This window comes from Sphingomonas sp. P3_C5, from assembly GCF_056402635.1.
In genome coordinates, this window is sequence record NZ_JBFUHA010000005.1 from 191,752 (window position 1) to 214,217 (window position 22,466).

At 65.5% G+C, this 22,466-nt stretch carries 25 protein-coding genes; 6 read left to right on the top strand and 19 right to left on the bottom strand.

What is annotated here, in order from left to right:
• Positions 1 to 34 precede the first annotated feature (34 nt).
• From AC1DVS_RS14320 to AC1DVS_RS14340, 5 genes are all read right to left on the bottom strand, one after another.
• Positions 35 to 874 (bottom strand): CE1 family esterase, encoded by an 840-nt coding sequence (locus AC1DVS_RS14320; protein WP_478024090.1) that lies wholly within the window; start codon positions 872 to 874, stop codon positions 35 to 37.
• 87 nt (positions 875 to 961) lie between these two features.
• Complete coding sequence (locus AC1DVS_RS14325; protein WP_478024092.1) at positions 962 to 2,077, bottom strand: extracellular catalytic domain type 1 short-chain-length polyhydroxyalkanoate depolymerase; 1,116 nt, start codon at positions 2,075 to 2,077, stop codon at positions 962 to 964.
• Positions 2,078 to 2,213: 136 nt separating this feature from the next.
• Positions 2,214 to 3,572 carry a methyl-accepting chemotaxis protein gene (locus AC1DVS_RS14330; RefSeq protein ID WP_478024094.1) on the bottom strand — a complete coding sequence of 453 codons (1,359 nt, stop codon included), beginning with the start codon at positions 3,570 to 3,572 and terminating at the stop codon, positions 2,214 to 2,216.
• Between the two features lie 85 nt (positions 3,573 to 3,657).
• The gene (locus tag AC1DVS_RS14335; protein WP_478024096.1) at positions 3,658 to 4,746 is read right to left on the bottom strand and encodes a phosphatidylinositol-specific phospholipase C1-like protein; all 1,089 of its coding nucleotides are present in this window, start codon (positions 4,744 to 4,746) and stop codon (positions 3,658 to 3,660) included.
• A gap of 61 nt (positions 4,747 to 4,807) precedes the next feature.
• Complete coding sequence (locus AC1DVS_RS14340; protein WP_478024097.1) at positions 4,808 to 5,206, bottom strand: hypothetical protein; 399 nt, start codon at positions 5,204 to 5,206, stop codon at positions 4,808 to 4,810.
• A gap of 131 nt (positions 5,207 to 5,337) precedes the next feature.
• On the opposite strand from AC1DVS_RS14340, the gene AC1DVS_RS14345 reads away from it, so the two are divergent.
• Entirely contained in the window at positions 5,338 to 5,976 is a 639-nt protein-coding gene (locus tag AC1DVS_RS14345; protein ID WP_478024098.1) for an SOS response-associated peptidase family protein, read from the top strand.
• A gap of 6 nt (positions 5,977 to 5,982) precedes the next feature.
• Here the strand turns inward: AC1DVS_RS14345 and AC1DVS_RS14350 are convergent, their stop codons facing one another.
• The gene (locus AC1DVS_RS14350) at positions 5,983 to 6,579 is read right to left on the bottom strand and encodes a DUF4126 domain-containing protein (protein WP_478024100.1); all 597 of its coding nucleotides are present in this window, start codon (positions 6,577 to 6,579) and stop codon (positions 5,983 to 5,985) included.
• A 135-nt stretch (positions 6,580 to 6,714) separates the two neighbouring features.
• On the opposite strand from AC1DVS_RS14350, the gene AC1DVS_RS14355 reads away from it, so the two are divergent.
• Both AC1DVS_RS14355 and AC1DVS_RS14360 read left to right on the top strand, forming a co-directional pair.
• Positions 6,715 to 7,947 carry a hypothetical protein gene (locus tag AC1DVS_RS14355; RefSeq protein WP_478024102.1) on the top strand — a complete coding sequence of 411 codons (1,233 nt, stop codon included), beginning with the start codon at positions 6,715 to 6,717 and terminating at the stop codon, positions 7,945 to 7,947.
• A gap of 100 nt (positions 7,948 to 8,047) precedes the next feature.
• Positions 8,048 to 8,386 (top strand): hypothetical protein, encoded by a 339-nt coding sequence (locus tag AC1DVS_RS14360; protein ID WP_478024103.1) that lies wholly within the window; start codon positions 8,048 to 8,050, stop codon positions 8,384 to 8,386.
• A 21-nt stretch (positions 8,387 to 8,407) separates the two neighbouring features.
• Here the strand turns inward: AC1DVS_RS14360 and AC1DVS_RS14365 are convergent, their stop codons facing one another.
• Together AC1DVS_RS14365 and AC1DVS_RS14370 are read right to left on the bottom strand one after the other, a co-directional pair.
• On the bottom strand, positions 8,408 to 8,644 hold the full coding sequence (locus AC1DVS_RS14365) for a hypothetical protein (protein ID WP_478024105.1): 237 nt from the start codon (positions 8,642 to 8,644) through the stop codon (positions 8,408 to 8,410).
• 59 nt (positions 8,645 to 8,703) lie between these two features.
• Positions 8,704 to 9,357 (bottom strand): TMEM175 family protein, encoded by a 654-nt coding sequence (locus AC1DVS_RS14370; protein ID WP_478024106.1) that lies wholly within the window; start codon positions 9,355 to 9,357, stop codon positions 8,704 to 8,706.
• 47 nt (positions 9,358 to 9,404) lie between these two features.
• Between AC1DVS_RS14370 and hslV the strand changes: the two genes are divergently transcribed.
• Both hslV and hslU read left to right on the top strand, forming a co-directional pair.
• Positions 9,405 to 9,959 (top strand): ATP-dependent protease subunit HslV, encoded by a 555-nt coding sequence (gene hslV / locus AC1DVS_RS14375; RefSeq protein ID WP_478024107.1) that lies wholly within the window; start codon positions 9,405 to 9,407, stop codon positions 9,957 to 9,959.
• A gap of 123 nt (positions 9,960 to 10,082) precedes the next feature.
• The gene (hslU, locus tag AC1DVS_RS14380; protein ID WP_478024109.1) at positions 10,083 to 11,378 is read left to right on the top strand and encodes an ATP-dependent protease ATPase subunit HslU; all 1,296 of its coding nucleotides are present in this window, start codon (positions 10,083 to 10,085) and stop codon (positions 11,376 to 11,378) included.
• A 70-nt stretch (positions 11,379 to 11,448) separates the two neighbouring features.
• Here hslU and AC1DVS_RS14385 read toward each other — a convergent pair whose 3' ends face one another.
• The gene (locus AC1DVS_RS14385) at positions 11,449 to 12,231 is read right to left on the bottom strand and encodes a FadR/GntR family transcriptional regulator (protein ID WP_478024110.1); all 783 of its coding nucleotides are present in this window, start codon (positions 12,229 to 12,231) and stop codon (positions 11,449 to 11,451) included.
• Positions 12,232 to 12,616: 385 nt separating this feature from the next.
• Here AC1DVS_RS14385 and AC1DVS_RS14390 point away from each other — a divergent pair, with 385 nt between their 5' ends.
• Positions 12,617 to 15,730, top strand: a complete 3,114-nt coding sequence (locus AC1DVS_RS14390) for a TonB-dependent receptor (RefSeq protein WP_478024111.1) — start codon at positions 12,617 to 12,619, stop codon at positions 15,728 to 15,730.
• A gap of 79 nt (positions 15,731 to 15,809) precedes the next feature.
• On the opposite strand, the gene AC1DVS_RS14395 is transcribed toward AC1DVS_RS14390, so the two are convergent.
• The 10 genes from AC1DVS_RS14395 to AC1DVS_RS14440 form a co-directional block, all read right to left on the bottom strand.
• A complete protein-coding gene (locus tag AC1DVS_RS14395) occupies positions 15,810 to 16,199 on the bottom strand; it encodes a hypothetical protein (RefSeq protein WP_478024113.1) in 390 nt (129 codons plus the stop codon).
• Positions 16,196 to 16,591, bottom strand: coding sequence for a hypothetical protein (locus AC1DVS_RS14400; RefSeq protein WP_478024115.1), 396 nt, complete (start codon positions 16,589 to 16,591; stop codon positions 16,196 to 16,198). Before AC1DVS_RS14400 ends, AC1DVS_RS14395 begins: the two co-directional genes overlap by 4 nt.
• 47 nt (positions 16,592 to 16,638) lie before the next feature.
• The gene (gene gloB / locus AC1DVS_RS14405; RefSeq protein ID WP_478024116.1) at positions 16,639 to 17,373 is read right to left on the bottom strand and encodes a hydroxyacylglutathione hydrolase; all 735 of its coding nucleotides are present in this window, start codon (positions 17,371 to 17,373) and stop codon (positions 16,639 to 16,641) included.
• Positions 17,370 to 18,428, bottom strand: a complete 1,059-nt coding sequence (locus AC1DVS_RS14410) for an NAD(P)H-dependent flavin oxidoreductase (RefSeq protein WP_478024118.1) — start codon at positions 18,426 to 18,428, stop codon at positions 17,370 to 17,372. Before AC1DVS_RS14410 ends, gloB begins: the two co-directional genes overlap by 4 nt.
• Before the next feature lies 1 nt (position 18,429).
• Positions 18,430 to 18,846 (bottom strand): VOC family protein, encoded by a 417-nt coding sequence (locus tag AC1DVS_RS14415; protein WP_478024120.1) that lies wholly within the window; start codon positions 18,844 to 18,846, stop codon positions 18,430 to 18,432.
• Between the two features lie 74 nt (positions 18,847 to 18,920).
• Positions 18,921 to 19,661: a tetratricopeptide repeat protein gene (locus tag AC1DVS_RS14420; RefSeq protein ID WP_478024122.1), complete on the bottom strand. Its 741-nt coding sequence runs from the start codon at positions 19,659 to 19,661 to the stop codon at positions 18,921 to 18,923.
• 14 nt (positions 19,662 to 19,675) lie between these two features.
• The gene (locus AC1DVS_RS14425; RefSeq protein WP_478024124.1) at positions 19,676 to 20,419 is read right to left on the bottom strand and encodes an alpha/beta hydrolase; all 744 of its coding nucleotides are present in this window, start codon (positions 20,417 to 20,419) and stop codon (positions 19,676 to 19,678) included.
• 390 nt (positions 20,420 to 20,809) lie between these two features.
• Positions 20,810 to 21,748, bottom strand: coding sequence for an alpha/beta fold hydrolase (locus tag AC1DVS_RS14430; protein ID WP_478024126.1), 939 nt, complete (start codon positions 21,746 to 21,748; stop codon positions 20,810 to 20,812).
• Complete coding sequence (locus AC1DVS_RS14435) at positions 21,745 to 21,954, bottom strand: helix-turn-helix transcriptional regulator (protein ID WP_478024128.1); 210 nt, start codon at positions 21,952 to 21,954, stop codon at positions 21,745 to 21,747. The genes AC1DVS_RS14430 and AC1DVS_RS14435 overlap by 4 nt, the downstream gene beginning before the upstream one ends.
• The gene (locus AC1DVS_RS14440) at positions 21,951 to 22,358 is read right to left on the bottom strand and encodes a hypothetical protein (protein ID WP_478024130.1); all 408 of its coding nucleotides are present in this window, start codon (positions 22,356 to 22,358) and stop codon (positions 21,951 to 21,953) included. Before AC1DVS_RS14440 ends, AC1DVS_RS14435 begins: the two co-directional genes overlap by 4 nt.
• Positions 22,359 to 22,466 lie beyond the last annotated feature (108 nt).

Consider the following 22,466-nt stretch of genomic DNA (forward strand, 5'->3'; position numbering starts at 1 on the left):
GAAAGCGCTGAACGCGCTCCCGTAACGCCCGGCGTCAGCCCTTCTTTCCCGCGAGCCCGAAAAACGCCGCCGCCTTCCTCGCGATCGTCACGCCCTCGCTCTTCGCGATCGCCGCGGAGAGATGGTCGAGCATATGGTCGGCGCCCGGCACGATCTGCAGATCATAGGTCGCGCCCGAACCCGTCATCACCTGCCGTGCCCGCGCTTCGGAGCTCCAGGCCACCTGCGCCAGTCCCCTGGTGCCGCGCCCGCCGGCGATCGGCACATTCTGGTCGTCGGCGCCGTGGATCGCGAGGATGCGCTTGCCCTTGGCGCCGGGGCAATGGGCGGCCTCCAGATTGAGGGGACCGGAGATCGCGACGCCCGCCGCGTAGAGGCTGGTCTCGCACAGGATCCGCTGAGTCATCATCGCGCCGTTCGAATGGCCGATGCCGAAGACACGCGCACGGTCGATGCCGTATTTCCCTGCCAGATAACCGACCGCCCCGCTGATATAGGCGACATCGTCAGTCCCGTTCCGCGCCGGCTGCCCGCAACACCCGCCACCGGCATTCCATCCCAGCGCCTTGGCACTGAGCAGGCGCGTCACCGCCGTGCCGTTCAGATAGACCACGACAAAGCCGTCCCGGTCCGCCTCGGCGTCCAGGTTGAGCCCGCTCTCGGACTGGCTGTTGGCGATCCGGTCGGCATTGCCCATCCCGCCGTGCAGCACGACGATCAGCGCGCGCGATCCGCTGGACGGCAATCGCGCCGGCACATGGACGACCATATCCCGCCCGCCATAATGGTCCACCGTATCGGCAGCCTGGGCCGATATCGGCGCGATCACCGCACCCGCAAACGCCAGCAAACACCAGTTCCGAAACAGGATCATCGCGCGTCCCTCCCGATAGTCCGGGAAGGGTTTATCAGGCGCCGATCGGCAAGGGCAGGGGGGTCGTTCCAGTCCAGCCCTGGGTCGTCACCGCCAAAGGCCAGCCGCGCGCAGTGCATCCTCGATGACCTTCTGAGGCCCGTTCACCCGCTCGCGTGGCTCCTTCTCAGCAGCGGGCTCATGCCGCCGGGGCGCCGGGCGCGCGTTCATCGTCGCGGGCCTGCATTCCGCGATTCCCCAGGACCTGGCGATCTGCGCGGTGCTCGATATCCCCACATCCAGCATGTGCGGCGCCGCATTGCCCAGCCCATCAGGCCCGCGCGGGTCGATCGGTGTCCCGTGCCCCATCCCGGCGATCTCATGCTGCTCGATCGCCACCCGGCCATCGGCATCGTGCCACACCGAGTGCGTATCCTTGCCCAGGACCTCGACCATATCGGCCGCCTCGTCGGTGCCGTGCAGGTCCCGCCACTGAGCGACGATCCGGCCCATATTGGCGACAGTGACCGTATGGTCGGCGGTGCCGTGCCAGACCGAGATCGTCGGCCAATCGCCGCGATGGCCGCGCGATGCCTCGCGCACCAGCGCGGCCAGTTCGCCATCGTCGGGCCCGCCATGCCCGCGCATCCGGTCGAACGCCTCAGGCACATTATGCGCTGATCCATAGGGCAGCCCGGCGATGATCGCGCCGCCAGCGAACAGCTCGGGATAGGTCGCCAGCATCACTGAGGTCATCGCGCCGCCCGCCGACAGGCCGGTGACGAAGATGCGCGCCGGATCGAGATCATGCGCGAGGATCATCGCCCTGATCATCTGGCGGATCGACTGCGCCTCGCCGCCCTCGCGGCCAATGTCCTCGGACATGTACCAGTTGAAGCAGAGGTTCGGGTTGTTCGCCCGTGTCTGTTCGGGGAACAACACCGCAAAGCCTTCGCGGTCGGCGAGCGTCGACCAGCCGGCACCATGATCATAGCCATCCGCCGTCTGCGTGCAGCCATGCAGCACCACGACTAGCGGCGCGGCGGACCGTAGCCCGGCCGGCACATGATATCTCGCCACCAGCGCGCCGGGGTTGGTGCCGAACGCAGTGAGCGTCGCAAGCCGCGGTGGGACGACCGGCCCGGCTCCGCGCTGGGCATGGCCGCCGGGCGTCAGCTCGCGAAATGCGGCGAGGCGCGCCATCGTGTCGGTAATGCTTCTCATGCCGCCACCTGCTCCATCGCAATGCCCGGGGAACGGCACCGACTCGAATAGAACGTTACCCCAGAAATTTGGTTGCTGCACTGCACAAAAAGGATGAGGCGCCGCGCGCGCATGGCGTCCGGCGCTTCTCCGGCTCTCACGCGGCGAGTGCGTCGACGAAACTGGTCGTGACCGCATCCATGCGCGCAAGCTGGCCGTCGACCCGGCCAAAGCCTTCGCCCAGGCGCACCACGTCATCGGCCATGCCGCGCGTCCGGTCAGTGATTGATGCCACGAGCTGCGAGACGGTGCGCACCGTGAGCGCCGTCTCATCGACTGCCTCGGCGATATGCGAGACCTGCTGGCTCTGCCCGGCCACCTTCTCCGCCATCCGCTCCGCCGTCACACGCACTTCGGCGATCGTGTGCTGAGCGGAAGCGACTGAAGCGACGGACTCGGCATTCGCTGCCTGGATCGCAACGATCTTCGCCGAGACCGCGTCAGTGGCGTGCGCAGTCTGCGCTGCGAGCGACTTCACCTCCTGCGCCACCACCGCGAAACCGCGGCCGGCATCGCCCGCCCGGGCAGCCTCGATCGTCGCGTTGAGCGCGAGCAGGTTGGTATGGCCGGCGATTTCGCGGATCAGCCCGATGATCGAGGTGATCTCCTGCACTTCCTCGGAGAGGGTGCCGGAGGCATCGACCGTGTGGTTCATCCGGTCAGCGGCCAGCAAGGTGATCTTGGTCGCGTCCTTCAACTGGTCGTTGAGTTCGGACAATACGCCGTTCAGGCCGGCCGCGGTGCGCGCCGCACTGTTCATCGCGTCAGCTGACTGCTCGGCGGCAGAGGCGACTTCGGCGATCTGCTCGAGCGTGTCACGGGTGGATTTGATCGTCGTGTCGGTGAGGGTCTGGAAGGCGCGTGCATCGTCGAGAGCGCCGGCGAGCGTGGTCGAAACCTCGCGGTGGAATGCCTCGCTCCTCTCCATCCGCTCGGCCGCTGCCTCCCACCGGCGCAGCTCGCCGACCTGCCATGAGAGGATTTCGCACTCGAAGGCGCAGAGTTCCCGCAGGGTCTCGCAGATCCGCGGGGCAAGCTCGCGATCGTCCACATCCTTACGGATGCGCGCGACGGTGCTGCTGACGATCCTGGTCTTGCTCCGGATGATAACCGGAATCGGCGTGGAGCGCCGCGTCATGGCGATCGCTTCCTCGGCGATATATTGCACCCATCTGGCGTCCACCGGCCGTTCGAACTTGTGATGCAGCGCCTGCATCGCGCCGGCGAGAGTGGCATCTCGCTCAGCCTGTGGCGTGGCGCCGCTGGGCCCGGCATTGTCCAAGGCTGCCGTCAGCCATTCGCGCTGGGTCTCGACAATGATCGGCCCGGCGGCGGCCCAGGCCTCGGCCAATGCCTTCCCCAGCGCGTTGTCGGGATTATAGATTTTCAGCCGCAGGGCGATGTCCCGGTCGGACATCATTCCGGCTTCAGCGCCGTCTTTGTGCTGGTTTGCCATCATCGATCATCGCCCTCCCTTCCCGCACGGGTGCTTGTGGACGATCATCGTTTAATTTCGATTTACATTATATGTGTTTACGGTCTCACCGCACCGGGTCGAGATCCCGGTTGCTGCAATCGGGCTCGCGGCGCACCGGGTTGCACCGCGCCACTACGCCGCCCGGCAGCCGCACCTGATAGCCTCCAGGAAAGCGCGGATCAGGCCAGAGATAGTCGGTCGAGACATATTGCGCACCGCTCGCCAGCGCCGCCTCGCGTCGCCTGGCGTCATTGAAGCGAGCTTCCTTGGTGTCCGCATCGGCGCGGGTGCGCACGATATAGCCCGCCGCCACGTCGCGCGCGATGCGGGGGCCGTCAGCGATCGGGTCGTTGAGCGTGAGATAGGCGGCGGCGGGCGAATCCTCGTCAGTGTTGATGAAGAATATCCGCCCCTCGAGCGACCGCCGCGCACCGCGATAGGCGGCCACCTTGGCGGGCGTTTCGTCAAGCGCGAACAGGAACCGCCCGCGCGCCTTTGCGAGCGTCGGCCAATGGTCAGCGCGCACCGCGTCTCGCAGCGTGGGATAGCTGCCCTGGACATCGTCCGGCGTGATCAGCTTTCGCGCAGGCATGACTGACCGGATCTCGGCGTCGAGCGCGTCCCAGGCGGCGGCATCGAAGGGCAGGGCGTCGATCCCGCCACGCGCTGCATATTGCTCGTCCTTGGCGTTGAACATCAGCATGATCGGCACATGCCGCGGATGCGCATTGGACCAGCGCAGGATAATCCGCAGGCAGTCGGTCAGCAGCACGCAGCTGCTCGAAGTGTCGATGCCGGGAATATGCAGCACCTTGAAGCCCGGGCGGAGCAGCGCGGGATCGCTCGATCCCTTCCTATAATGCCCGCCCTTTGGATCGTAATTGACGTCGATCTCGAGCTGCCGCGCGCCAGCGTCGAGCTGCTCGGCCAGCGGGCGATGCGCATAATCGAGCGAATCCGCGATCGCGATGCTGACTGCGCGCACCTTCGCCATCGTCTCGGGCGGCATCGCCTTCTTGTAGCTGTTGTGCGTGCCGACCACGCTGATGTCATTGAGGCGCAGCTCGGCGGGCGCCTCTGCGGAGAGCAAGGCGGCCAGCGGCAGAAGAGCCCATCGCAACAGGTTGGTGCTCTCGGGCTCATCCCGGCTCATTGCTCGCCCCTCGCATCTCCGGACGCCGGTATATGGCGACAGCGAGGCGCCGCAAGGCCCCTCACCAGAAGGCGGCGGGATCGGGCGTCGGTGCCTTGCAGGCGCGATTGTCGCCATGCTTGCAGGCGTAAACCTGGTGCCGCCACACCGCCATGGCATCGGCATAAGCGCGTTGCTGGCGATCGGCGATTCGGGCATCGGCGGCGACGGCGCGGCGATGCGCCCGCAATGCCGCGCGGTACGATGCCATGTCTGCCTCATATTGGTCCTGGCTCGCGGCGGCGGCATCGGCCTGCGCTGCCTCCACCGTCTGCTGCCGGGCAGCTGCCTGCGCTGCGACATCACGGTTGGCGGCTGCCTCAGGCGTGTCGGCGGGCGCGGGTGCAGGGGCGGTTTGGGCCGGCGCGGCGGTCGCGATGCCCATCAGGGCCGCGGCGATGGCGAGGCTGGCGATCTTCATGATCATTCTCCGAAAGGTCGGGCGGGGTAAACGGACAGACGGCTCCGGCCGTTCCCCTCCGGCCTGTTTCCCGTCCGGCTGGCCGAGGGCGGCGCTTGCCTCGCGCGGGCGTCCACCCCATCATCCGGCGCATGTGCAATGAAGCCGCCCGCCGCGTCTCGGTCGATCAGATCCACGACGCGTTCAAGGAACTCCGCATCCCGCTGCTCTTCCCGGACGGGCTGCCCAACCTCGCCGCGCTCGACAGCATCCGCATCACTGACCCTAGCGTGATCGTCCGAGCTGCCCCGGCAGGCGCGAACGCGGCTGAACTGGTCCAGCGCCGCTGGAGCTGGCCCGGCCCGAGCGGCAAGCCGGTCTATAATTATCGCGGCGAGGGGCGCTCCTTCCACAATTCGCCAACCGGCGGCCGCTGCCTGATCCCGCTCGATGGTTTCTACGAATTCACCGAGCCCGGCACACCGGCCGATGATGCGCCGAAACCGAAGCGCCAGAAAAAGGACAAATGGCTGTTCACGCTGGCGCCCGGCAGCATCATGGGCAGCGACTTCTTCTGCGTAGCCGGCGTGTGGCGCGTCGATGCGAAGGTCGGCGAGGCGTTCAGTATGCTGACCTGCGAACCGGGACCCGACATCGCACCCTATCATCACCGCCAGATCGTGCTGATGCCTCGCGCCCATTGGGGCGACTGGCTCTCCGGCACCGTCCCGGCGCCCGAGCTAATTCGCCCGACTCCGGCAGGCACCTTGTCCGTCGCGCCGGCGCGCTAAGGCGATTCAGGAGGGTTTCGCGCGCCGCCCCATCAGCTTGCCGAAGAGTTTGCGCAGCAACAGCAATACCCCGATCGCCCCCGCAGCCAGCACGCCCGCCACACCAATCGCCGCGATCGGATGCGCCAGCGCCAGGAACAGCAGCCCGCTGGTCGCGACGTCCTCCCCGGTTGAAAGCAGCAGATTGCTCACCGGCTCTGGGCTCATATTCGCCGCAGCCCGCGTCCCGGCCTTGGCGCTGTGAGTCAGGAACGAGGCGGTGCCGCCAAGGATCAGAGCGATGACCTGCCAGGTCGGATCGCTCGGATCGACGATGGCCAGTGCGAGCAGCGCGCCGCCGATCGGCCGGATCAGCGTGTGGACAGCATCCCACAGCGTGTCGATCCACATCACCTTGTCGGCGAGGAACTCAGCCAAGGCCGCTACGCCGGCGACCCCGATCACCCAGGGGTTAGCGAGCACGTCGAGCTGATGGAGATGCTCAGGCAGCGCGATCCAGCCGCCGCGCATCGCGAGGCCGGTCGCGAACACGCAGAGATATAGCCGCCAGCCTGACAACAGGCTGACGCTCGCCGCTACCCCCAGGATCTCGCTCGCGCCCATCGCCGTGCAGGATCACATGCCATCCCGGCGGGCGCAACGCTGATCAGCCCGAACCGGCCAGATGTTGATCCATTCGATTCCTGCGGTACACTTGCACCCCTGACCGGCGCCCGCCGGCGCCCCCGGGGGAAAGCAATGAACGACGTTCCGTCGAATGCCGGTGACGGCACCCCGCAAAGTGGCGGTGCTGTCGTGCCGCAAACCGTGGGCACCTCCGCCATACCCTTGCAGCAGCGCGCGCTTGGGCTGTGGGGCAGGACCCAGGCCGGCTTGTCCGAGGAATTGCACCAGGCCGGCACCACGATCGAGGCAGTCCATCGCCGCCTCCTCCTGGTGGTTGCAGCGCTGATCGGCATATTGCTGCTTGGTGCGGTCTTCCGCAGCCTCGATTTCCCGAAGCTCAATTATCTGCTGATCGCGCTGTTCTGCATCGGCGCGCTCTATGCCTTTCTCAACCCGATCCATATCGCTGGCGTGCTGCTGCTCGGCGGCGGCGCGGGCATTGCAAAGGGCGCTGATGGGGCACGGGCCGCACTGCTTGGTTATGCGAAGCTGCTTGGCCGCTGCTTCCTCGTCTTTCTGGTGCCTTTGCTGGTGTTCGCGCTGGCACCTGGGGACCGCTCGCTTGGCACCTCGCTCAGCTTTCTCGCGCTGGTGCCGGTCGCGGCGATCGCGCTCTGGCTGTTCGGCCATGTGGCGCCAAAGGTGGAGAAGGCCGTGTTCGTCGGGCTTCCGCTCGGTGCGCTGCTGGTCGCGGGCGGGAATATGCTCATCCCGCCGAATACATTGGCTGCGCTCGGCATCCCCGCCTGGCTGCGAGCCGCACGCCCGCAGGACGAGGAGCTTGCCCGGGTGGAGGCGTTGATCGAGCAGCGCAAGAACGAGGCGCGCGCGGCGCAGCTCCACGCGATCCGCCTCAAGATAGAGGCGGGCGAGCCGCTCACGCCGGAGGACGAAGCGATCGTCGCCAATGCTCAGAAGGACCGCACCACGCTGACCGGCTGGGTCGGCCAGAAATATGATTCGGCACTGGCGGGCGTCCAGGCGCATGTCGAGGCGCGCAAGGAAGCGGCTGCGACCGAGGCGCTGGCGGTGGTGCCGAAGCCCGGCAATGTATCGGCGGCGCGCAAGGACTGGTCGGAGAATGTGCCGGTTCCCGCCGGCTACCGCCTTTGCGCCGATCCGGCGCGGGGCGCGGATTCCTATGTCGGCGAATGTTCGTTGCGGGGCGATCCGGAAGGGCTCTGGTATTATGAGACGAGCGGACGCTGCGAGTCCGACATGGTCGCGCGCATGCGCTTCCGCAGCAATCGCGTGCGGCAGGATATCGGCTATCGCTTCATCCCCGTCGGCCAGGCCTGTTCGTAGGGGCGCTCTCAGTCTTGCAGCGCTTGGCCGCGTAGAGAGGAACACCGGCGGCTCAGGTCCGTTGGTGCGGTCGATCCCATTGACAGCTGGACCCCCGAGCATGGCGAGCAAGAAATCCGCGAAGTCGTCGAAGCCGAACCGCACCGTTACCGCAGTTTCAGTGGGCGCAGCCGTGCTGGCGATCGGCGGCGCGATTGCGGCGATCTTTGCGCGCCGCCGGGATAGTGCCGGCTCGGCCGAACACCCGGCGCCGGATCTCGCGCTCGATCAGCCGCATCCCGGGCCCGACGCCCGTGCGCCGATCGACTTCCGTCCGGATCCGACCGCGCCGGTCCCGCCAGGCGAGCGCGACGCGCTTCGCCCCGCTACCGGGCCGGCACCTTCGCTGGTCGAAGATCGCGGGGCAATGAACTCGGCAACGGCCGGCGCGAACGGCTGACGCGCCGGAGTACGACCGCACTCAGGCGTTCTTGGTCAGCGAACTCTTCCGGCCGCCATCATCCTCCGCCGGTTTGCCGCGATCGAGCCCGGCGGCTGGAAAGCGCGCATCGCCCTCCTCCTGATGCTCAGTCGAAAGGTTGGGTGCTGGCTGAGTCTCGGTCTGGTCGGCGCCATGATCATCGCCGCGCGGGCGCTCGGTCGAGATGTTGGGGGCAGGCTGGGTGGTGGTCGGCTTGACGTCGCTGTCATGGGTCATCGCGGGTCTCCTCGCCCGATCAACCCGCTTCGGCGCGCCCTGTTCCTTGGCCCGATCGTTCAGGCGACCGCCGCCGCGAACCGCCTTTGCGTCCACACGCGCAACAGGCGCAGCCATAGCGGGATGGTCACCAGCGCCATCTGGCTGAACCGCGGATCCCAGATGGCGACCAGCATCGCGCACAGGGCGCCGAGCACGACCGACGGGCCGCGCGCCCGGACAATCGCAATCCGTTCGGCGCTCACCGCCTCGGAGACGATCGGGGGTGCGGTGACGATTCGAATCAGCCGAATGTTCAGCAGCGCGGCCGCGATGAGCGACAGGTTGTAGACCTGGACCGGGACGAGCGTGCCGATATTGTGGCTCATAAAGGATGTGCTGAAGGGCAGGAACACCACTGAACAGAGCAACATGAGGTTCGGCCCGTTGAGCTTTTCCGAATAATGGCCCGCCAGTGCAAAGGCGCGGTGATGCCCAGCCCAGAAGGCGCCGATCACGAAGAAGCTGATGAAGAAGCCGAACAGGCTCGGCGTCAGATGGAGCAGTGCGTGGATATAGGCTTGGTCCGGCGACCCCAATCGCACTTCGGGCGCATGCACATCGATGATCAGCAGGGTGATCGCGATCGCGAACACCGCGTCAGAAAAGAAGATCAGCCGCTCGAGCGGATGGTCGGGCCTGTCCCCACTGGCTTTCCCGCTGCCTGTCGTCATGTCGCCCCCGGATTGCACAGCCGCATTCTCCATCCCATATGCCGCCCATGAGCGGGAACGACAACACGTGGCACGGCACGACAATTCTCTCCGTGCGCAAGAATGGACGCGTCATCGTCGCCGGAGACGGCCAGGTGACTCAGGGCCAGACAGTCATGAAACCCAATGCGAAGAAGGTCCGCCGCCTCGGTGACGGATCGGTGATCGGCGGGTTCGCCGGGGCGACGGCCGATGCCTTCACCCTGTTCGAGCGGCTCGAACGCAAGCTCGAGCAGCATCACGGCCAATTGCTGCGGGCAGCGGTCGAACTGGCCAAGGACTGGCGCACCGACAAATATCTCCGCAACCTCGAAGCGATGATGATTGTCGCCGACAAGGATGTGACTCTGATCCTCACCGGCAACGGCGATGTGCTCGAGCCGGAAGCGGGGATCGCGGCGATCGGTTCGGGCGGCAACTATGCCCTCGCGGCCGCGCGCGCGCTCGTCGATTACGAGGACGACGCCGAGAAGATCTGCCGCAAGGCCATGGCCATCGCGGCCGAGGTCTGCGTCTACACCAATGACCGATTGACCGTTGAGGCGCTCGACAGCGCGACCTGACTTCAAAAGCCCCTCCCCTTCAGGGGAGGGGTTGGGGGTGGGGGACTCTCCTCCGCCCCCGCATCATGACACATTGCCCCACCCCAACCCCTCCCCTGAAGGGGAGGGGCTAAAGAGTAGAAAATGAACGAAGCACTCACACCCAAGACCATCGTCGCAGCGCTCGACGAGCACATCATCGGCCAGGCCGACGCCAAGAAAGCGGTCGCGGTTGCGATGCGCAATCGCTGGCGCCGCCAGCAGCTCGGTGCCGATCTGCGCGATGAGGTGACCCCCAAGAACATCCTGATGATTGGCCCGACCGGCTGCGGCAAGACCGAGATCAGCCGCCGCCTGGCAAAGCTCGCCGACGCCCCTTTCGTGAAGGTCGAGGCGACCAAATTCACTGAGGTCGGCTATGTCGGCCGCGATGTGGAGCAGATCGCGCGCGATCTCGTCGAGGAAGCGATCAGGCTCGAAAAGGAGCGCCGCCGCGTCGCGGTGAAGGACAAGGCCGAGGAGGCCGCGATGGCGCGCCTGCTCGACGCGTTGACTGGCAAGGGCGCCAGCGAGGCGACCCGCGAGGCCTTCCGCCAGCGCTTCCGCGACGGCCATCTCGAGAATACCGAGATCGAGGTCGAGCTCGAAGCCCAGCCGCAAATGCCGTTCGAGGTGCCTGGCCAGATCGGCATGATCAATCTCGGCGAGATGATGGGCAAGGCGTTCGGCAGCGGCGCACCGCTCAAGCGCCGCAAGCTCACCGTCCCCAGCGCCTGGGAAAAGCTGATCGAGGAAGAGGCGGACAAGCGTCTCGACCAGGATGAGGTCAGCCGCGTCGCGCTTGCCGATGCTGAGGCGAACGGCATCGTCTTCCTGGACGAAATCGACAAGATCGCTGTGTCGGACGTGCGTGGCGGCTCGGTCAGTCGCGAAGGCGTGCAGCGCGATCTGTTGCCGCTGATCGAGGGCACCACGGTCGCGACCAAATATGGGCCGATGAAGACCGACCATGTGTTGTTCATCGCGTCAGGCGCCTTCCATGTCGCCAAGCCGAGCGACCTGCTCCCCGAACTCCAGGGCCGCCTGCCGATCCGCGTCGAGCTGAAGGCGCTGACCGAGGAGGATTTCGTCGCGATCCTGTCCGACACCAAGGCATCGCTCACGCAGCAATATGTTGCGCTGATTGGCACCGAGGGGGTGACGATCGAATTCGCCGAGACCGGCATCCGTGCCGTGGCGCGCATCGCCGCCGAGGTGAATGGCGAGATCGAGAATATCGGCGCCCGCCGGTTGCAGACGGTGATGGAGAAACTGCTCGAGGAGGTCAGCTTCAACGCTGAGGATCGCCGCGGCGAGACCTTGGTGATCGACGGCGCCTATGTCGACAAGCAGCTGGCCGCGATCGCCCGCAACACCGATCTCTCGCGGTTCGTGCTGTAGGTCTGAGTCAGGACGTACTGAACAGCATACTGGTCCTACCAGTTTCTGCGTTTTGGTTACCCGATCGCGGCTAGGCCTGGACCGCCGCGCGGTAGCGCTCACGCGTCGTCGCTGCAGTCCGCCTCGCTTCTTCGACCGCCAGCTTTTCGGTGGTGAAGAGAAGGTGCTCCATCACGGCGGACAAATGCGCGCGCATCGCAGCGCGCGCTGCCATGGGATCGCGCGCGCGCAACGCGACCGCGATCGCACTGTGCTCGGACACGACCGGCCGCACCTTGGCACTGCGGGCCTTGTCATGGAGCAAGGCGCATTCGGGTGAAGTGGAGCGCACCCGCCAATAATTTTCCAGCGTCATCACCATCGCCGCATTGCGCGTCGCCTTGGCGATGGCGAAATGAAACTCGCGGTCAGCGTCCTCCGTCACCTCCGTTTTCAGGTTTTCGCGGCCGATCTGCTCAACCAGGGCGTCGAGCTCATCAAGTTCCTCGTCAGTGATATGCACTGCAGCCAATGCGGCTGCTTCACCTTCGAAAACCAGCCTCGCTTCAGTCAGCTCGAACGCCGTAATGGCAAAGCCTTGATGTTCTTCGTCTCCCGGCAACCGCCGCACAAAGGCGCCGGCTCCAAGGCGCACCTCGACATAACCCTGCACCTCGAGCGCGATCAGGGCCTCGCGAACAGCAGGACGGCTGACCCCGTGTTCGAGCGAAAGTTCGCGCTCTGCCGGCAGGCGATCGCCAACGGCGTATTTGCGCGTCGCGAGCTCGTCAAACAGGATTCGAGCAAGGCGCTGATAAAGGCGATCCCCGCCGCGCCGGTCTTGAGAGTCCAGGAGATTGGGTCGCGACGCCATGGGCATGTCCTGGTTGGTTGAAGCTGCCGAGCGATATCACATCCGCGCCTATAATCTACATGGCCTGATCGGAATCCACGCCAAGTGGCGAGTCTGCCGTGCCAATAAAGGCTAAATTGGCCTTGCCAATGCGCGATTGACATTATGACCAATCCTATAGCATGATAGCGCTATCATAAAATGTTATGACAGGGGCGGGATTTCAGTGATGTGGCTATATCCGGTGTCATGGCGGTTTTGCCCCCGATTATCGGGCGCCCAGTGCAGGCCATCGAATAGTCGCGCCCCGGCAAGTGCCCGATCCAGTCCCTAACGACCGCTTTCACCCGCCCACAGCTGTCGCGCGCTTCATGAAGAGGCGGCGAAACTCAGAGAGGATACCGAAATGCTTCAGATTGAATCCCGCCAACGCCTCACCCGCGCTGCCTTGCTCTGCGCCACCGCAGCCGCGGTGCTCCCCATCAGTTTCGCGAGCGCGCAAACCGCGCCCCCGCAGGACCAAGCCGCCGCAGCGCAGGATGCGAGCCCGCCGGCACAGGGCGCGACGGAAGATATCGTCGTGACTGGCTACCGCTCGAGCCTCGCCAAATCGACTGACGCCAAGCGTGCATCCACCGGCTTCACCGATTCGATCTTCGCTGAAGACATCGGCAAATTTCCCGACACCAACATCGCCGAATCCTTCAACCGCATCCCGGGCATCACGATCAGCCGCGATATCACCGGAGAAGGCGTGAACGTCGCGATCCGCGGACTGGGGTCTAATTTCACCAACGTGACGCTGAACGGATCGCCAATGCCCGTAGCGTCCTCCGGCGCGACCGATGCTCAGGGCACCGATCGCTCGGTCGATCTCAGCTTTTTCCCGACGGATCTCTTCACCAAGCTGACGGTCAACAAGAGCTACACAGCCGATCTGCTCGAGGGCGGCGCGGCCGGTAATGTCGATCTGCGCGCGGCGCGTCCGTTCGACCGTGCCAATAACTATATCAGCTACAATGTTCAGGGATCACAGCAGGGCATCGAACATGCCCTCGGCGTTCGCGGATCGCTGCTCGGCAGCTGGCACACCGATACGATCGGCATCCTCGCAGGCTTCTCCGGCCAGCGCCTGCACACCGAGACGCGGGGTTTCGAGACGATCGGCTATACCAATCCAGCGCTCTCGGCCGCGCAGTGCGGCGCCGCCACCGGTTGCAACAGCACGGGCGGCGGCAACTGGACCATTCCGGCGGTCGTTCCGGTGGGCGCGGGCGGCGGGCTTGTCGCCGGCACGGTCATCGACCAGGCCTTTCTGCTCGCCCATAATCCGGGCGCGACGATCCAGCAGATCGACAATGCACTGCTGCCGCGCCTTGGCCGTCCTGCGGACGAGCGCGGCACGCGAGACCGCTTCAACGCCATTGTCAGCCTGGAATTCCGCCCCACCGACACGCTGCATTTCTATGTCGACGGGCTCTATGGCTACAAGCACAACGACCTGATCCGCGAAGATATGGCCTGGATCGTGCGCAACAGCGCCATCATCCCGCTCAATCTGAAATTCGACAAATCGGATTGCAGCGCCGGCTGCTCGGTGACCAGCGGCACCTTTGCCAATACGCAGTTCTTCGATGAATTCCGTCCCTATATCGAGACGACTCGCCTGTTCAACATCAACCCGGGCGGCGAGTGGGAGGTTTCCGACTCGTTGAAGGTCGAGGTCCAAGGCAACTATTCCCGCTCGACCTTCCATCGCGAGAGCCCGACCGTGGGCGGGACGACTCCTCTCGGCCTCGGCACGACAGTCGATTATACGAATACCGGCGGCGTCCCGATCATCAAATCGAGCATCGACCTCAACAATCCGGCGAATTTCGGCTGGAATACCGGCGCGCGCGTCAATCTCCAGGACGAACGCCGCCGCTATGTGACCAAGGGCGTGCGCGGGGATGTCATTTGGGGCAGCGCGGCGCTCAACCTGAAGGTCGGCGCCGCCTTTGACGATGTGTCGCGCCTTATCCAGGGCTTCGACAATACCCAGGCGTGGCAGAACGCGGCCTGCGGCAACAATCCCAATGTGTTTGTGCCTTCCCCCAACACTCAGCCACCCTGTGTCGGACTGAATGCGCCGGGCGCTGCCCCCGCCGGCTATCCGACCTATCCTGGATATGGCACCGGCTATACGTCAGGCTTGACAGGCCCGGTGACCTATGGCGGTTCGCTGGTGCCGAATTCGGCCTTCCCAGGCTATCTCATGCCTGGTCCTGCAGGCTTTGTGACGGTGAATTTCCCGGCCTTCGCCAAGGCGACCAATTACAAATTTTATCACGACAATGAGCCTGACACGGGCGGCGCCAATACCGGTGCAAGCGGCGGCTTTATTCGTGAGGTGGTGAAATCCGCCTTCGCCACCCTGAACGGCTCGCAGGAGCTTGGCGGCAATACGCTGCGCTTCAATGTGGGTCTGCGCTACGTCAACACGATCCAGACGATCAGGGGCCGGGTCTCGTTGCCCGATCCGCGCAATACCACTGCCGGCGGTGCGACTATCCCGGATGGCAGCCGCTATCCCAATATCGTCAACCAGGTGACGACCCGCAACCAGTATACGAACTGGTTGCCGGCGGCGACTTTCGCCTATGATATCGGCGAGCACGCCGTTGTCCGCCTCGCCGGATCGCGTACCATGACCCGGCCCGATCCCTCGGCGCAGCTTCCGGGCGTGAACTTCGGCGCGCCATCGGCCGACCAGGCAACGATCGGCAACCCGGCGCTCAAGCCCTATCTGTCAACCAATCTCGATCTCGGCTTCGAATATTATACCGGGCGCGAGGGCGTGATCAGTTTCAATGCGTTCCGCAAGGCGATCACTGGCTTCACGACCACCAACATCACCACCGTGCCGTTCACGTCGCTTGCCCAATACGGCATCACCTATGACACGCTGAATCCCACTCAGCAGATCGCGATCACCTCGCGCGGCGGCCCCACCGCGGCGCAGGTCCAGCTGACCTCACAGATCAACGTGGCAGACAAGCTGACGATCAACGGCCTCGAATTCCAGTGGGTCCAGCCGCTCGACTTCCTGACCCGCCACATCGGCGTGACCGGCTTCGGCTTCAACGCCAATGCGACGATCGTCGATCAGACGACCAAGGGCGCCGCGGTCGCCTTCGGCGTCGCGCCGTTCACCTACAACATCACCGGCTATTACGAGAAGCACGGCGTGATGCTGCGCGTCTCGACCACGTCGCGGCGTGGTTCGCAGAGCTCCGGTCCGGCGCAGAACGGCATCCCGGCCGCGGCGCTGTTCAACAGCAATTATACGACCTACGACTTCTCCTCGGCCTTCGATCTCGACAAGATCCTGGGCGTTCCGCATCTGCCGCAGCTGACCGTCAACGTATCGAACTTCACTGATGCGACGCTGCGCTCATACTTCCAGTTCAGCAACGACACCTTCACGCAGTACAAGCCGGGCCGTCAGGTGCTGGTCGGGCTGCGCGGTACCTTCTAGCTGACAGGCCGGGGGCGCACTGAACCGCGCCCCCGTCTCCTTCCTGATCAGGTTGCCTTACCGAGCGCGGCGGCAGGTCTCAGCTCTTCGGCTTCTCGTACGGGGTGAACATCCCCAGCCGGCAATGCGGGCCCGGGATGCGGGAGCCGCCGCGCTCGAGCGTATAAAAAAGGTCGTTGCGGCACAGCTGGCTGCCATGGATCTCGGCCACGATGATCGAATCATCATCGAGCCCCGGACATGCAGCGGGCAGGTCGTTGCGCCAGACCCGGCTACCCGCGCGATAGATCAGGGTGCGGTTGCCGATAATCTGCGGACCGTCCGTCCAGGACGAGCTCATACAATCGGCGGGCTTTCCGGGTGTGCGGCCGGCAAGCGCCTTGGCGAGATCGCGTTCATCGCGGTTGCTGTCGGCGGCCATTGCGCCCGCTGCGACGAAGATAAGCGCGAGAAGGGGGAGTTTGGTCATTTCGGCCTCCGATAGGGGATGAAGCTGCCGAGCGAGCAGCTTCCGGTCTGGAAACGCGGCGAGGGGCTGACGGTCCGGCCGATATCGCCGCGGCACAGCCGGCCCGAGATCGATTGCGTGACCAGGATGTCGCCACTCGCGATGTGCTCGCAGCCGCCACCAGTGTCGTTGCGATACACCAGGTTCTTGCTGACCCTGTAGAGGATCGTCGAGCCATAAGCTTCGAGCTGCGACGGCTGAGTCCGATCGGTGAGACAGTCCATCGGCTTGTCGGGAACCAGGCCTTTCAGCGCGGCGGCGAGCTTCTCCTCATCGGTCTGGCGCGGCGCACGATCGGCAGCAACCGCCGACCCCGCGAGAGCGACTGCGAGCAGCGAGATCAGGACACGCATCACAAGCTCCTTCGTGCGACGCCCCCGCCACCTGTCCCATAGCGCATTCAGCCGCGAAAAGCATCCTTTGCCGCGCGTCGCTCGGCGAGCTCTTCAGCTGAAGTGGCGCGGAGGAACGGGTTGGTCGCGCGCTCCTCGGCGATCGTCGTCGGCACCGTCGCCTCGCCGCGTTCGCGCGCTGCATCGACCTCAGTCATACGATCGGCGACTGCATGGTTGTCGGGCTCGGCGACCCGCGCGAAGCGGCCATTGGCCTGGGTATATTCATGCGCGCAATAGACGATCGTCTCGGGCGGGAGCGCCGCCAGCCGCTGCATATTGTCGAACATCTGCTCGGCATCGCCCTCGAACAGTCGTCCGCATCCCATCGCGAACAGGGTATCGCCGGTGAAGACGACTGCGTCGCCGGGGAGATGGAAAACGATATGGCCGGCGGTGTGGCCCGGCGTCTCCAGCACGGTCGCAACGTGAGTGCCCAGCCGCACCGTGTCGCCCTCGCGCAAAGGGATGTCGAGCGTCGGGATGCGCTCCGCCTCGGTGGAGGGACCGAAGACCAAGGCCCCGGTCGCCGCCTTGATCGCAGCATTGCCGCCGGTGTGATCGGGGTGCCAGTGGGTGTTCCAGATCTGCCCGATCCGCCAGCCCCGCTGGTCGGCTTCCGCCAGCACCGGTGCCGCTTCTGCGGGGTCGACCACCATCGTCTGGTCCGACACCGAATCATGGACCAACCAGATATAATTATCGCTGAGCGCCGGGATCCGGACGATTTCGAGATTGGTCATGCAAAGCTCCCGGAAGAAAGGGCGGCGCCGCCGAGGCGCTCGGTCAGGACGGCCGCGGGCTCGGCGCGGGCCAGTGCCACGCCCTGGCCCGCCCAGAGCGGCGAGAAATCATCCCGTCCCTCAGCCTCGGCATGGGCGCGCAACGGGGCGAGCGCTGAGCTCGCATAAGGGAAGGGCGGTGCCGCATCGCTTACCGGCCCGAGCCCGTCGACCAGCCGGTTGCGCAGGCCCCGTGCGAGCCCGCCGGTGAACACATTGGTGAAGACGCTGTCGTCAGCCGTCGCGGTCTCAAGCCGCTTGCGGTGGACCGCACTCGGCTTGGCCTCGGGCGTCCGCAGATAGGCGGTCCCGATCTGGACCGCCGCCGCACCCAGCCCGATCGCCGCCGCCGCACCGCGCGCATCGGCAATGCCGCCCGCCGCGATCACCGGCACGCGAACCGCCTCGACGATCTGGCGGACCAGTGCGAACAGCCCGACCGGATGATGGCCCGACAGGAAATGCCCGGCATGCCCGCCCGCCTCGAAACCCTGTGCGATTACCGCGTCGCAGCCATGCTCTGCGAGCCAGATCGCTTCGGCCAAGGTGGTGGCATTGCCGAAAACACGCGCGCCGCTCGCTCGGACTCGCGCCAGCAGGGCGTCATCAGGCAAGCCGAAATGGAAGCTCACGATCTCCGGCCGCACTGCCTCGACCGCATCCGCCAGCGCAGCATCGAAAGGCCGGCGCAGCGGTGGGCTGTCGGTCGGCTGCGCGATGCCCTCCTCGGCATAGAAGCGCGCAAGGCTCTGCCGCCACAGCGTTTCGTCAGGCGCCGGGCCGAGATGATGGCAGAAGAAATTGAGGTTTAGCGGCCCGCTTGCGGCCGCCCGCACCGTCGCCGCCTGCGCCGCCACCGCCTCGGCATCCAGCACCGCGCAGGGCAGCGATCCAACCGCCCCCGCGCCGATCGCCGCGATCGCCAGCTCGGTCCCGGCAAAATTCGCCATCGGCGCCTGCACGATCGGCAAGCGCGCGCCGGTCATCGCCAGAAAGGCGCGCGCCGCCGCGCTCATGCTACCAGACGCCCGTATTCGGCATCGATACCCATGGCTCGGCTGGCGCGAGATGCCCGTCCTGCAGCAGCTCGACCGAGATATTGTCCGGGCTGCGGACGAACGCCATATGGCCGTCGCGCGGCGGGCGATTGATCGTCACGCCGGCGTCCATCAGCCGCTGGCAGGTCTCGTAGATATTATCGACGCGGTAGGCGAGGTGCCCGAAATTGCGCCCGCCGCCATATTCCTCCGGGTCCCAGTTGTGCGTCAGCTCCACCTCGGCCTTACCCTCTTCGCCCGGCACCGACATGAAGATCAGGGTGAAGCGCCCCTGCTCGCTCTGGATCCGCCGCACCTCTTTCAGGCCGACCAGCTCGAAGAAACGGATCGTCGCATCGGGATCGGAGACACGGATCATGGTGTGGAGATATTGCATTGTCAGGCTCCAGTCGGGACCACAGCCAGATAGGGCCGGACGGCCGTTCTTGCCAGCCCCGACAGCCCCGAACCCTATGGTTTTGCGGGCGGATCGAACTGCCTCAGGGCATTGCGCGCAGCGCGGCCCGCAGCGCCGTCCGGCTTGATGCTCACCGCCCGCTGCCAGGCCAGCTTCGCGCCCGGCTCGTCACCTGCGAGCGCTGCGATATTGCCCGCCTCGAGCTGCACCGAGGCATCGTCGCCGGCAAGGTGGAGCGCCTGGGCGATGTCCTTCTTCGCCCGCGGCACCTCGCCCATCCGCCGCGCGAGCGTCGCCGAAAGCAGCCAGGCAAGCGGGTCGCTCGCGGCATCGACACAGGCGCGATCCAGGTCGGCGCGGGCACTCGCAAGGTCGCCGCTCGCGACGAACGCCCGTGCCCGGTCGAGATTGGCCTCACCGCGCTGCAGGCCCTCGAGCGTACCGCTTGCCAGCGCCGCGTTGAGCGCGCCGCGCGCGTTCAGCGGTTGGCCCGCGGCGAGCCAGGCATTACCCGCCTGAGCCCAGTAATTCGCCGCGCGCCTGTCATGCGCGATCTCGCCGCCGCGCGCCGCCGATTCGAACTCAGCCGCCGCCGCGCTCCATCGCAACTCGGCCGCATAGGTGATGCCAAGGCATTGATGCGCCAGGAATCCGCCGCCATCGCGCTGCCATTGGCCGGCGTCGCCCTCGGCCTTGACCGGATCGCTCGATGCGAGGTTGACGCACCGCTCGAAGCGCTGCTCGACCGGATCGGGCGGCCCTGCCTGCGGGGCAGCGGCGGCTTGCAGAAGCATTGGTAGAAGCAGGATCATAGGCGCTGGATCACATCCTCGACTGCCTGGATGAGCAAAGCGATATCGCGATCGCGGGACAGGCGGTGGTCGCCGTCCTTGATGAGTATTGTCTGCACATCGGCTGAACGGATCAGCTCGGTGAGCCGTGTGGTGCGAGTCCACGGCACATCGGTATCGGCCTGACCCTGCAGCAGGCGCACCGGCACATCGATGGCGATCTGCCCGAACATCAGCCGGTTCGCCTCGCCCGATTGCCAGAATTTCGCGGTATAAAGCGTCGGCGTGTCCGAATAAGCGGAAGGCCGTTCCAGGCGACCGGTCTGGAGCAGCGCCATCTTCTCCTCCATGGTGAAGCCCCAGTCAGTGAAGTCGGGCGCCGGCGCAACGCCGACCAGCGCCGCCACCTTCTCCGGCCGATCGCGCGCAACGAGCAGCATCAGCCACCCGCCCATCGACGATCCGACCAGCACCGCCGGCCCTTCGACCAGCTGGTCGAGCATCGTCACCACATCGTCGCGCCACCCCGCCAGGCTCTGCTCCTCGAACACGCCCTCACTTTGTCCGCAGCCGCTATAATCGAACCGCAGAAACCCCCGCCCCGCCGCTCTTGCCCAGGCCTCGAGCGCAAGCGCCTTGGTGCCCGACATGTCGGAGGCATAGCCCGGCAGGAAGACGATGGTCGGCCCAGAGCCCTTGGTCAGATGATAGGCAAGCGCCGGGCGGCCTGGGGGAGATGCTGAGAGAGGGGAGTCGGACATGGCCGGCTATCTACGAGATGCGTCCGGCAGCGTCACCCCGTCAGAACCGAAATCCCCCGGCCGCGCCCGGATGGAGCGCGGCCCGGAGAAGGGTCAAGCGTCCCTTAGTTCCTCCMCGGCGCGGGGAGGGCGTTGGAGCTTTGGCCTGCCCCCGGCAGGCCAAGATCCTGTCCGGGGGACAGGATCTCGCTCCGACGCATTCGCCATCTTCTGGCGAATGGTGGAGGGGCTTGGAGCGCGGCGAGATTGCCACGCTCCAAGCCCCTCCACCACCCGCTGAAGAAGCGGGTGTGCGAGCGAGATCGTGTCCCCCGGACAGGATCTTGGATTGCCGGGGGCAATCCAAAGCTCGCGCACCCCCTCCCCGAGCAAGCTCGGGGAGGAACAGAGTCACTTCCCCTCAGCAAACACCTTCAGCGCCGCCGCAAACGCCGCCGGCTGATCAAGCATCACGAAATGCGCTGAATCCCCGACATCGACAAAGGTAACATTCGGCGCAGCCGCATAGGCGCCGCGATAAAGCGGATCCGCCATGGCCTTGGTCGGCCCAGTCTCTGCCCATGGATAAACCAAAGTGATCGGCGTCTTGATGCTCGCCAGATCTTCCCGCAGGTCCGTGGTCAGATCCTCATACATAGCCTCGCCCGAAACCCGGGGATCAGCCGCCATCACCCAAGCCTTCACTTTGGCCCGCGACTCAGGCTTCAGTGCAAGCCGGTTCGCCGTAGCCTCCGCCTGCGTCGGATCGGCCGGCTTGCCATAAGTGGCGGCCATCTGGTCACGCATCGCCTTGCCCTGAGGCTCGACCATTGCGACGGTCGCAGTCGGGCCGAACAGCATGCCGAAAAAGGGCAGCGAATCGACGATCATCAGCCGCGAGACATGGTCTGGATGCGCCTTGGCGAACATCAGGCCAACCAGCCCGCCCATCGAATGGCCGACGATCGCCGCGCCCTTGATGTTGCTCTCCACAATAAAGCTATCGAGATCGGCGACCACGCCGTCGAGAATCCCAGGCTTCAGATTGGCGCCGGGCGCATCGCCACCGAAGCCGTTGACCTGGACGAGATAGACACGGTGGGTCTTTGCCAGTTCAGGCACGACGCCCTCCCAGGTCGCGCGCGGGCTGGCGAGGCCGGGGATCAGGAAAATCGGCGATCCCTTGCCCGTCACCTCAATCGAGATATGGTCCATCACCACGGCGATGTGCCAACGCCCATCAGGGGCGGTGACCGCAGCTGCCGGCGCGGCGTGCGCCGGATTGGCGTTGAGCAGGAACAGCGGGAAAGCGAAAGCGGCAATCAGGCGGCCTTTATTGGCGGGCGTCATTGGTCATTCTCCCTGGAAGGGCTGGTGAAAATCTGTTCGATCGAGAGCTCGAAAAGCTCGGCGATCCTGAAGGCGAGGGGGAGCGAGGGGTCGTAGCGCCCGGTCTCGATCGCGTTCACGCTCTGGCGCGAAACCTCGAGCCGGTCGGCAAGGTCGCCCTGGCTCCAGTCGCGCTCGGCGCGGAGCACCTTGAGGCGGTTTTTCATGCCTCACCTCGCCGTGTCTGAAATGCGTTGAAGCAGGAGCCGAGCCCAAGCCCGGCGAACCACAGGATCGCGGCGTAATAGGCATAGACATGGGGCACGAGATCGAAATTCTCGAGGAACCCCCAGGCGCTGGCGACGCTGAGCGTAAAGCCGCTGGCGATCAGCGCCTTGCGGACGAACTGGTCGCGCAGATACTCGTCCGTCTCCTCGACGAGATAGCGGCCGATCACCACGAAGATGCCGATGATCGGCAGCGCCGGCAGCACCGCAGCGACATAGGCGACCGGCCCGCTCAGCAAATGATGGACGAACAGATATACCGCGCCGCACAGCAGCAGGGCGTAGATCAGGCTCAGGATGATGACGCTCCGGTTGTAGCGCTTGACGGCTTGGTTCTTGGTCACGGGTAAAGGCTCCTTTCGAATCAGTGAAGGAAGCTTTACAGTCAAGGTCGCCTGCCTGTCAAGCAAGGTTGTCAAATGGACGTGTGTGTTTGTCAGGGAAATCCGGGT

Excerpts from the sequence above, each read along its gene's own strand:
- AC1DVS_RS14320 (WP_478024090.1), bottom strand. The coding sequence starts at position 874 with ATGATCCTGTTTCGGAACTGGTGTTTGCTGGCGTTTGCGGGTGCGGTG.
- AC1DVS_RS14325 (WP_478024092.1), bottom strand. The coding sequence starts at position 2,077 with ATGAGAAGCATTACCGACACGATGGCGCGCCTCGCCGCATTTCGCGAG.
- AC1DVS_RS14330 (WP_478024094.1), bottom strand. The coding sequence starts at position 3,572 with ATGGCAAACCAGCACAAAGACGGCGCTGAAGCCGGAATGATGTCCGAC.
- AC1DVS_RS14335 (WP_478024096.1), bottom strand. The coding sequence starts at position 4,746 with ATGAGCCGGGATGAGCCCGAGAGCACCAACCTGTTGCGATGGGCTCTT.
- AC1DVS_RS14340 (WP_478024097.1), bottom strand. The coding sequence starts at position 5,206 with ATGAAGATCGCCAGCCTCGCCATCGCCGCGGCCCTGATGGGCATCGCG.
- AC1DVS_RS14345 (WP_478024098.1), top strand. The coding sequence starts at position 5,338 with ATGTGCAATGAAGCCGCCCGCCGCGTCTCGGTCGATCAGATCCACGAC.
- AC1DVS_RS14350 (WP_478024100.1), bottom strand. The coding sequence starts at position 6,579 with ATGGGCGCGAGCGAGATCCTGGGGGTAGCGGCGAGCGTCAGCCTGTTG.
- AC1DVS_RS14355 (WP_478024102.1), top strand. The coding sequence starts at position 6,715 with ATGAACGACGTTCCGTCGAATGCCGGTGACGGCACCCCGCAAAGTGGC.
- AC1DVS_RS14360 (WP_478024103.1), top strand. The coding sequence starts at position 8,048 with ATGGCGAGCAAGAAATCCGCGAAGTCGTCGAAGCCGAACCGCACCGTT.
- AC1DVS_RS14365 (WP_478024105.1), bottom strand. The coding sequence starts at position 8,644 with ATGACCCATGACAGCGACGTCAAGCCGACCACCACCCAGCCTGCCCCC.
- AC1DVS_RS14370 (WP_478024106.1), bottom strand. The coding sequence starts at position 9,357 with ATGACGACAGGCAGCGGGAAAGCCAGTGGGGACAGGCCCGACCATCCG.
- hslV (WP_478024107.1), top strand. The coding sequence starts at position 9,405 with ATGAGCGGGAACGACAACACGTGGCACGGCACGACAATTCTCTCCGTG.
- hslU (WP_478024109.1), top strand. The coding sequence starts at position 10,083 with ATGAACGAAGCACTCACACCCAAGACCATCGTCGCAGCGCTCGACGAG.
- AC1DVS_RS14385 (WP_478024110.1), bottom strand. The coding sequence starts at position 12,231 with ATGGCGTCGCGACCCAATCTCCTGGACTCTCAAGACCGGCGCGGCGGG.
- AC1DVS_RS14390 (WP_478024111.1), top strand. The coding sequence starts at position 12,617 with ATGCTTCAGATTGAATCCCGCCAACGCCTCACCCGCGCTGCCTTGCTC.
- AC1DVS_RS14395 (WP_478024113.1), bottom strand. The coding sequence starts at position 16,199 with ATGACCAAACTCCCCCTTCTCGCGCTTATCTTCGTCGCAGCGGGCGCA.
- AC1DVS_RS14400 (WP_478024115.1), bottom strand. The coding sequence starts at position 16,591 with ATGCGTGTCCTGATCTCGCTGCTCGCAGTCGCTCTCGCGGGGTCGGCG.
- gloB (WP_478024116.1), bottom strand. The coding sequence starts at position 17,373 with ATGACCAATCTCGAAATCGTCCGGATCCCGGCGCTCAGCGATAATTAT.
- AC1DVS_RS14410 (WP_478024118.1), bottom strand. The coding sequence starts at position 18,428 with ATGAGCGCGGCGGCGCGCGCCTTTCTGGCGATGACCGGCGCGCGCTTG.
- AC1DVS_RS14415 (WP_478024120.1), bottom strand. The coding sequence starts at position 18,846 with ATGCAATATCTCCACACCATGATCCGTGTCTCCGATCCCGATGCGACG.
- AC1DVS_RS14420 (WP_478024122.1), bottom strand. The coding sequence starts at position 19,661 with ATGCTTCTGCAAGCCGCCGCTGCCCCGCAGGCAGGGCCGCCCGATCCG.
- AC1DVS_RS14425 (WP_478024124.1), bottom strand. The coding sequence starts at position 20,419 with ATGTCCGACTCCCCTCTCTCAGCATCTCCCCCAGGCCGCCCGGCGCTT.
- AC1DVS_RS14430 (WP_478024126.1), bottom strand. The coding sequence starts at position 21,748 with ATGACGCCCGCCAATAAAGGCCGCCTGATTGCCGCTTTCGCTTTCCCG.
- AC1DVS_RS14435 (WP_478024128.1), bottom strand. The coding sequence starts at position 21,954 with ATGAAAAACCGCCTCAAGGTGCTCCGCGCCGAGCGCGACTGGAGCCAG.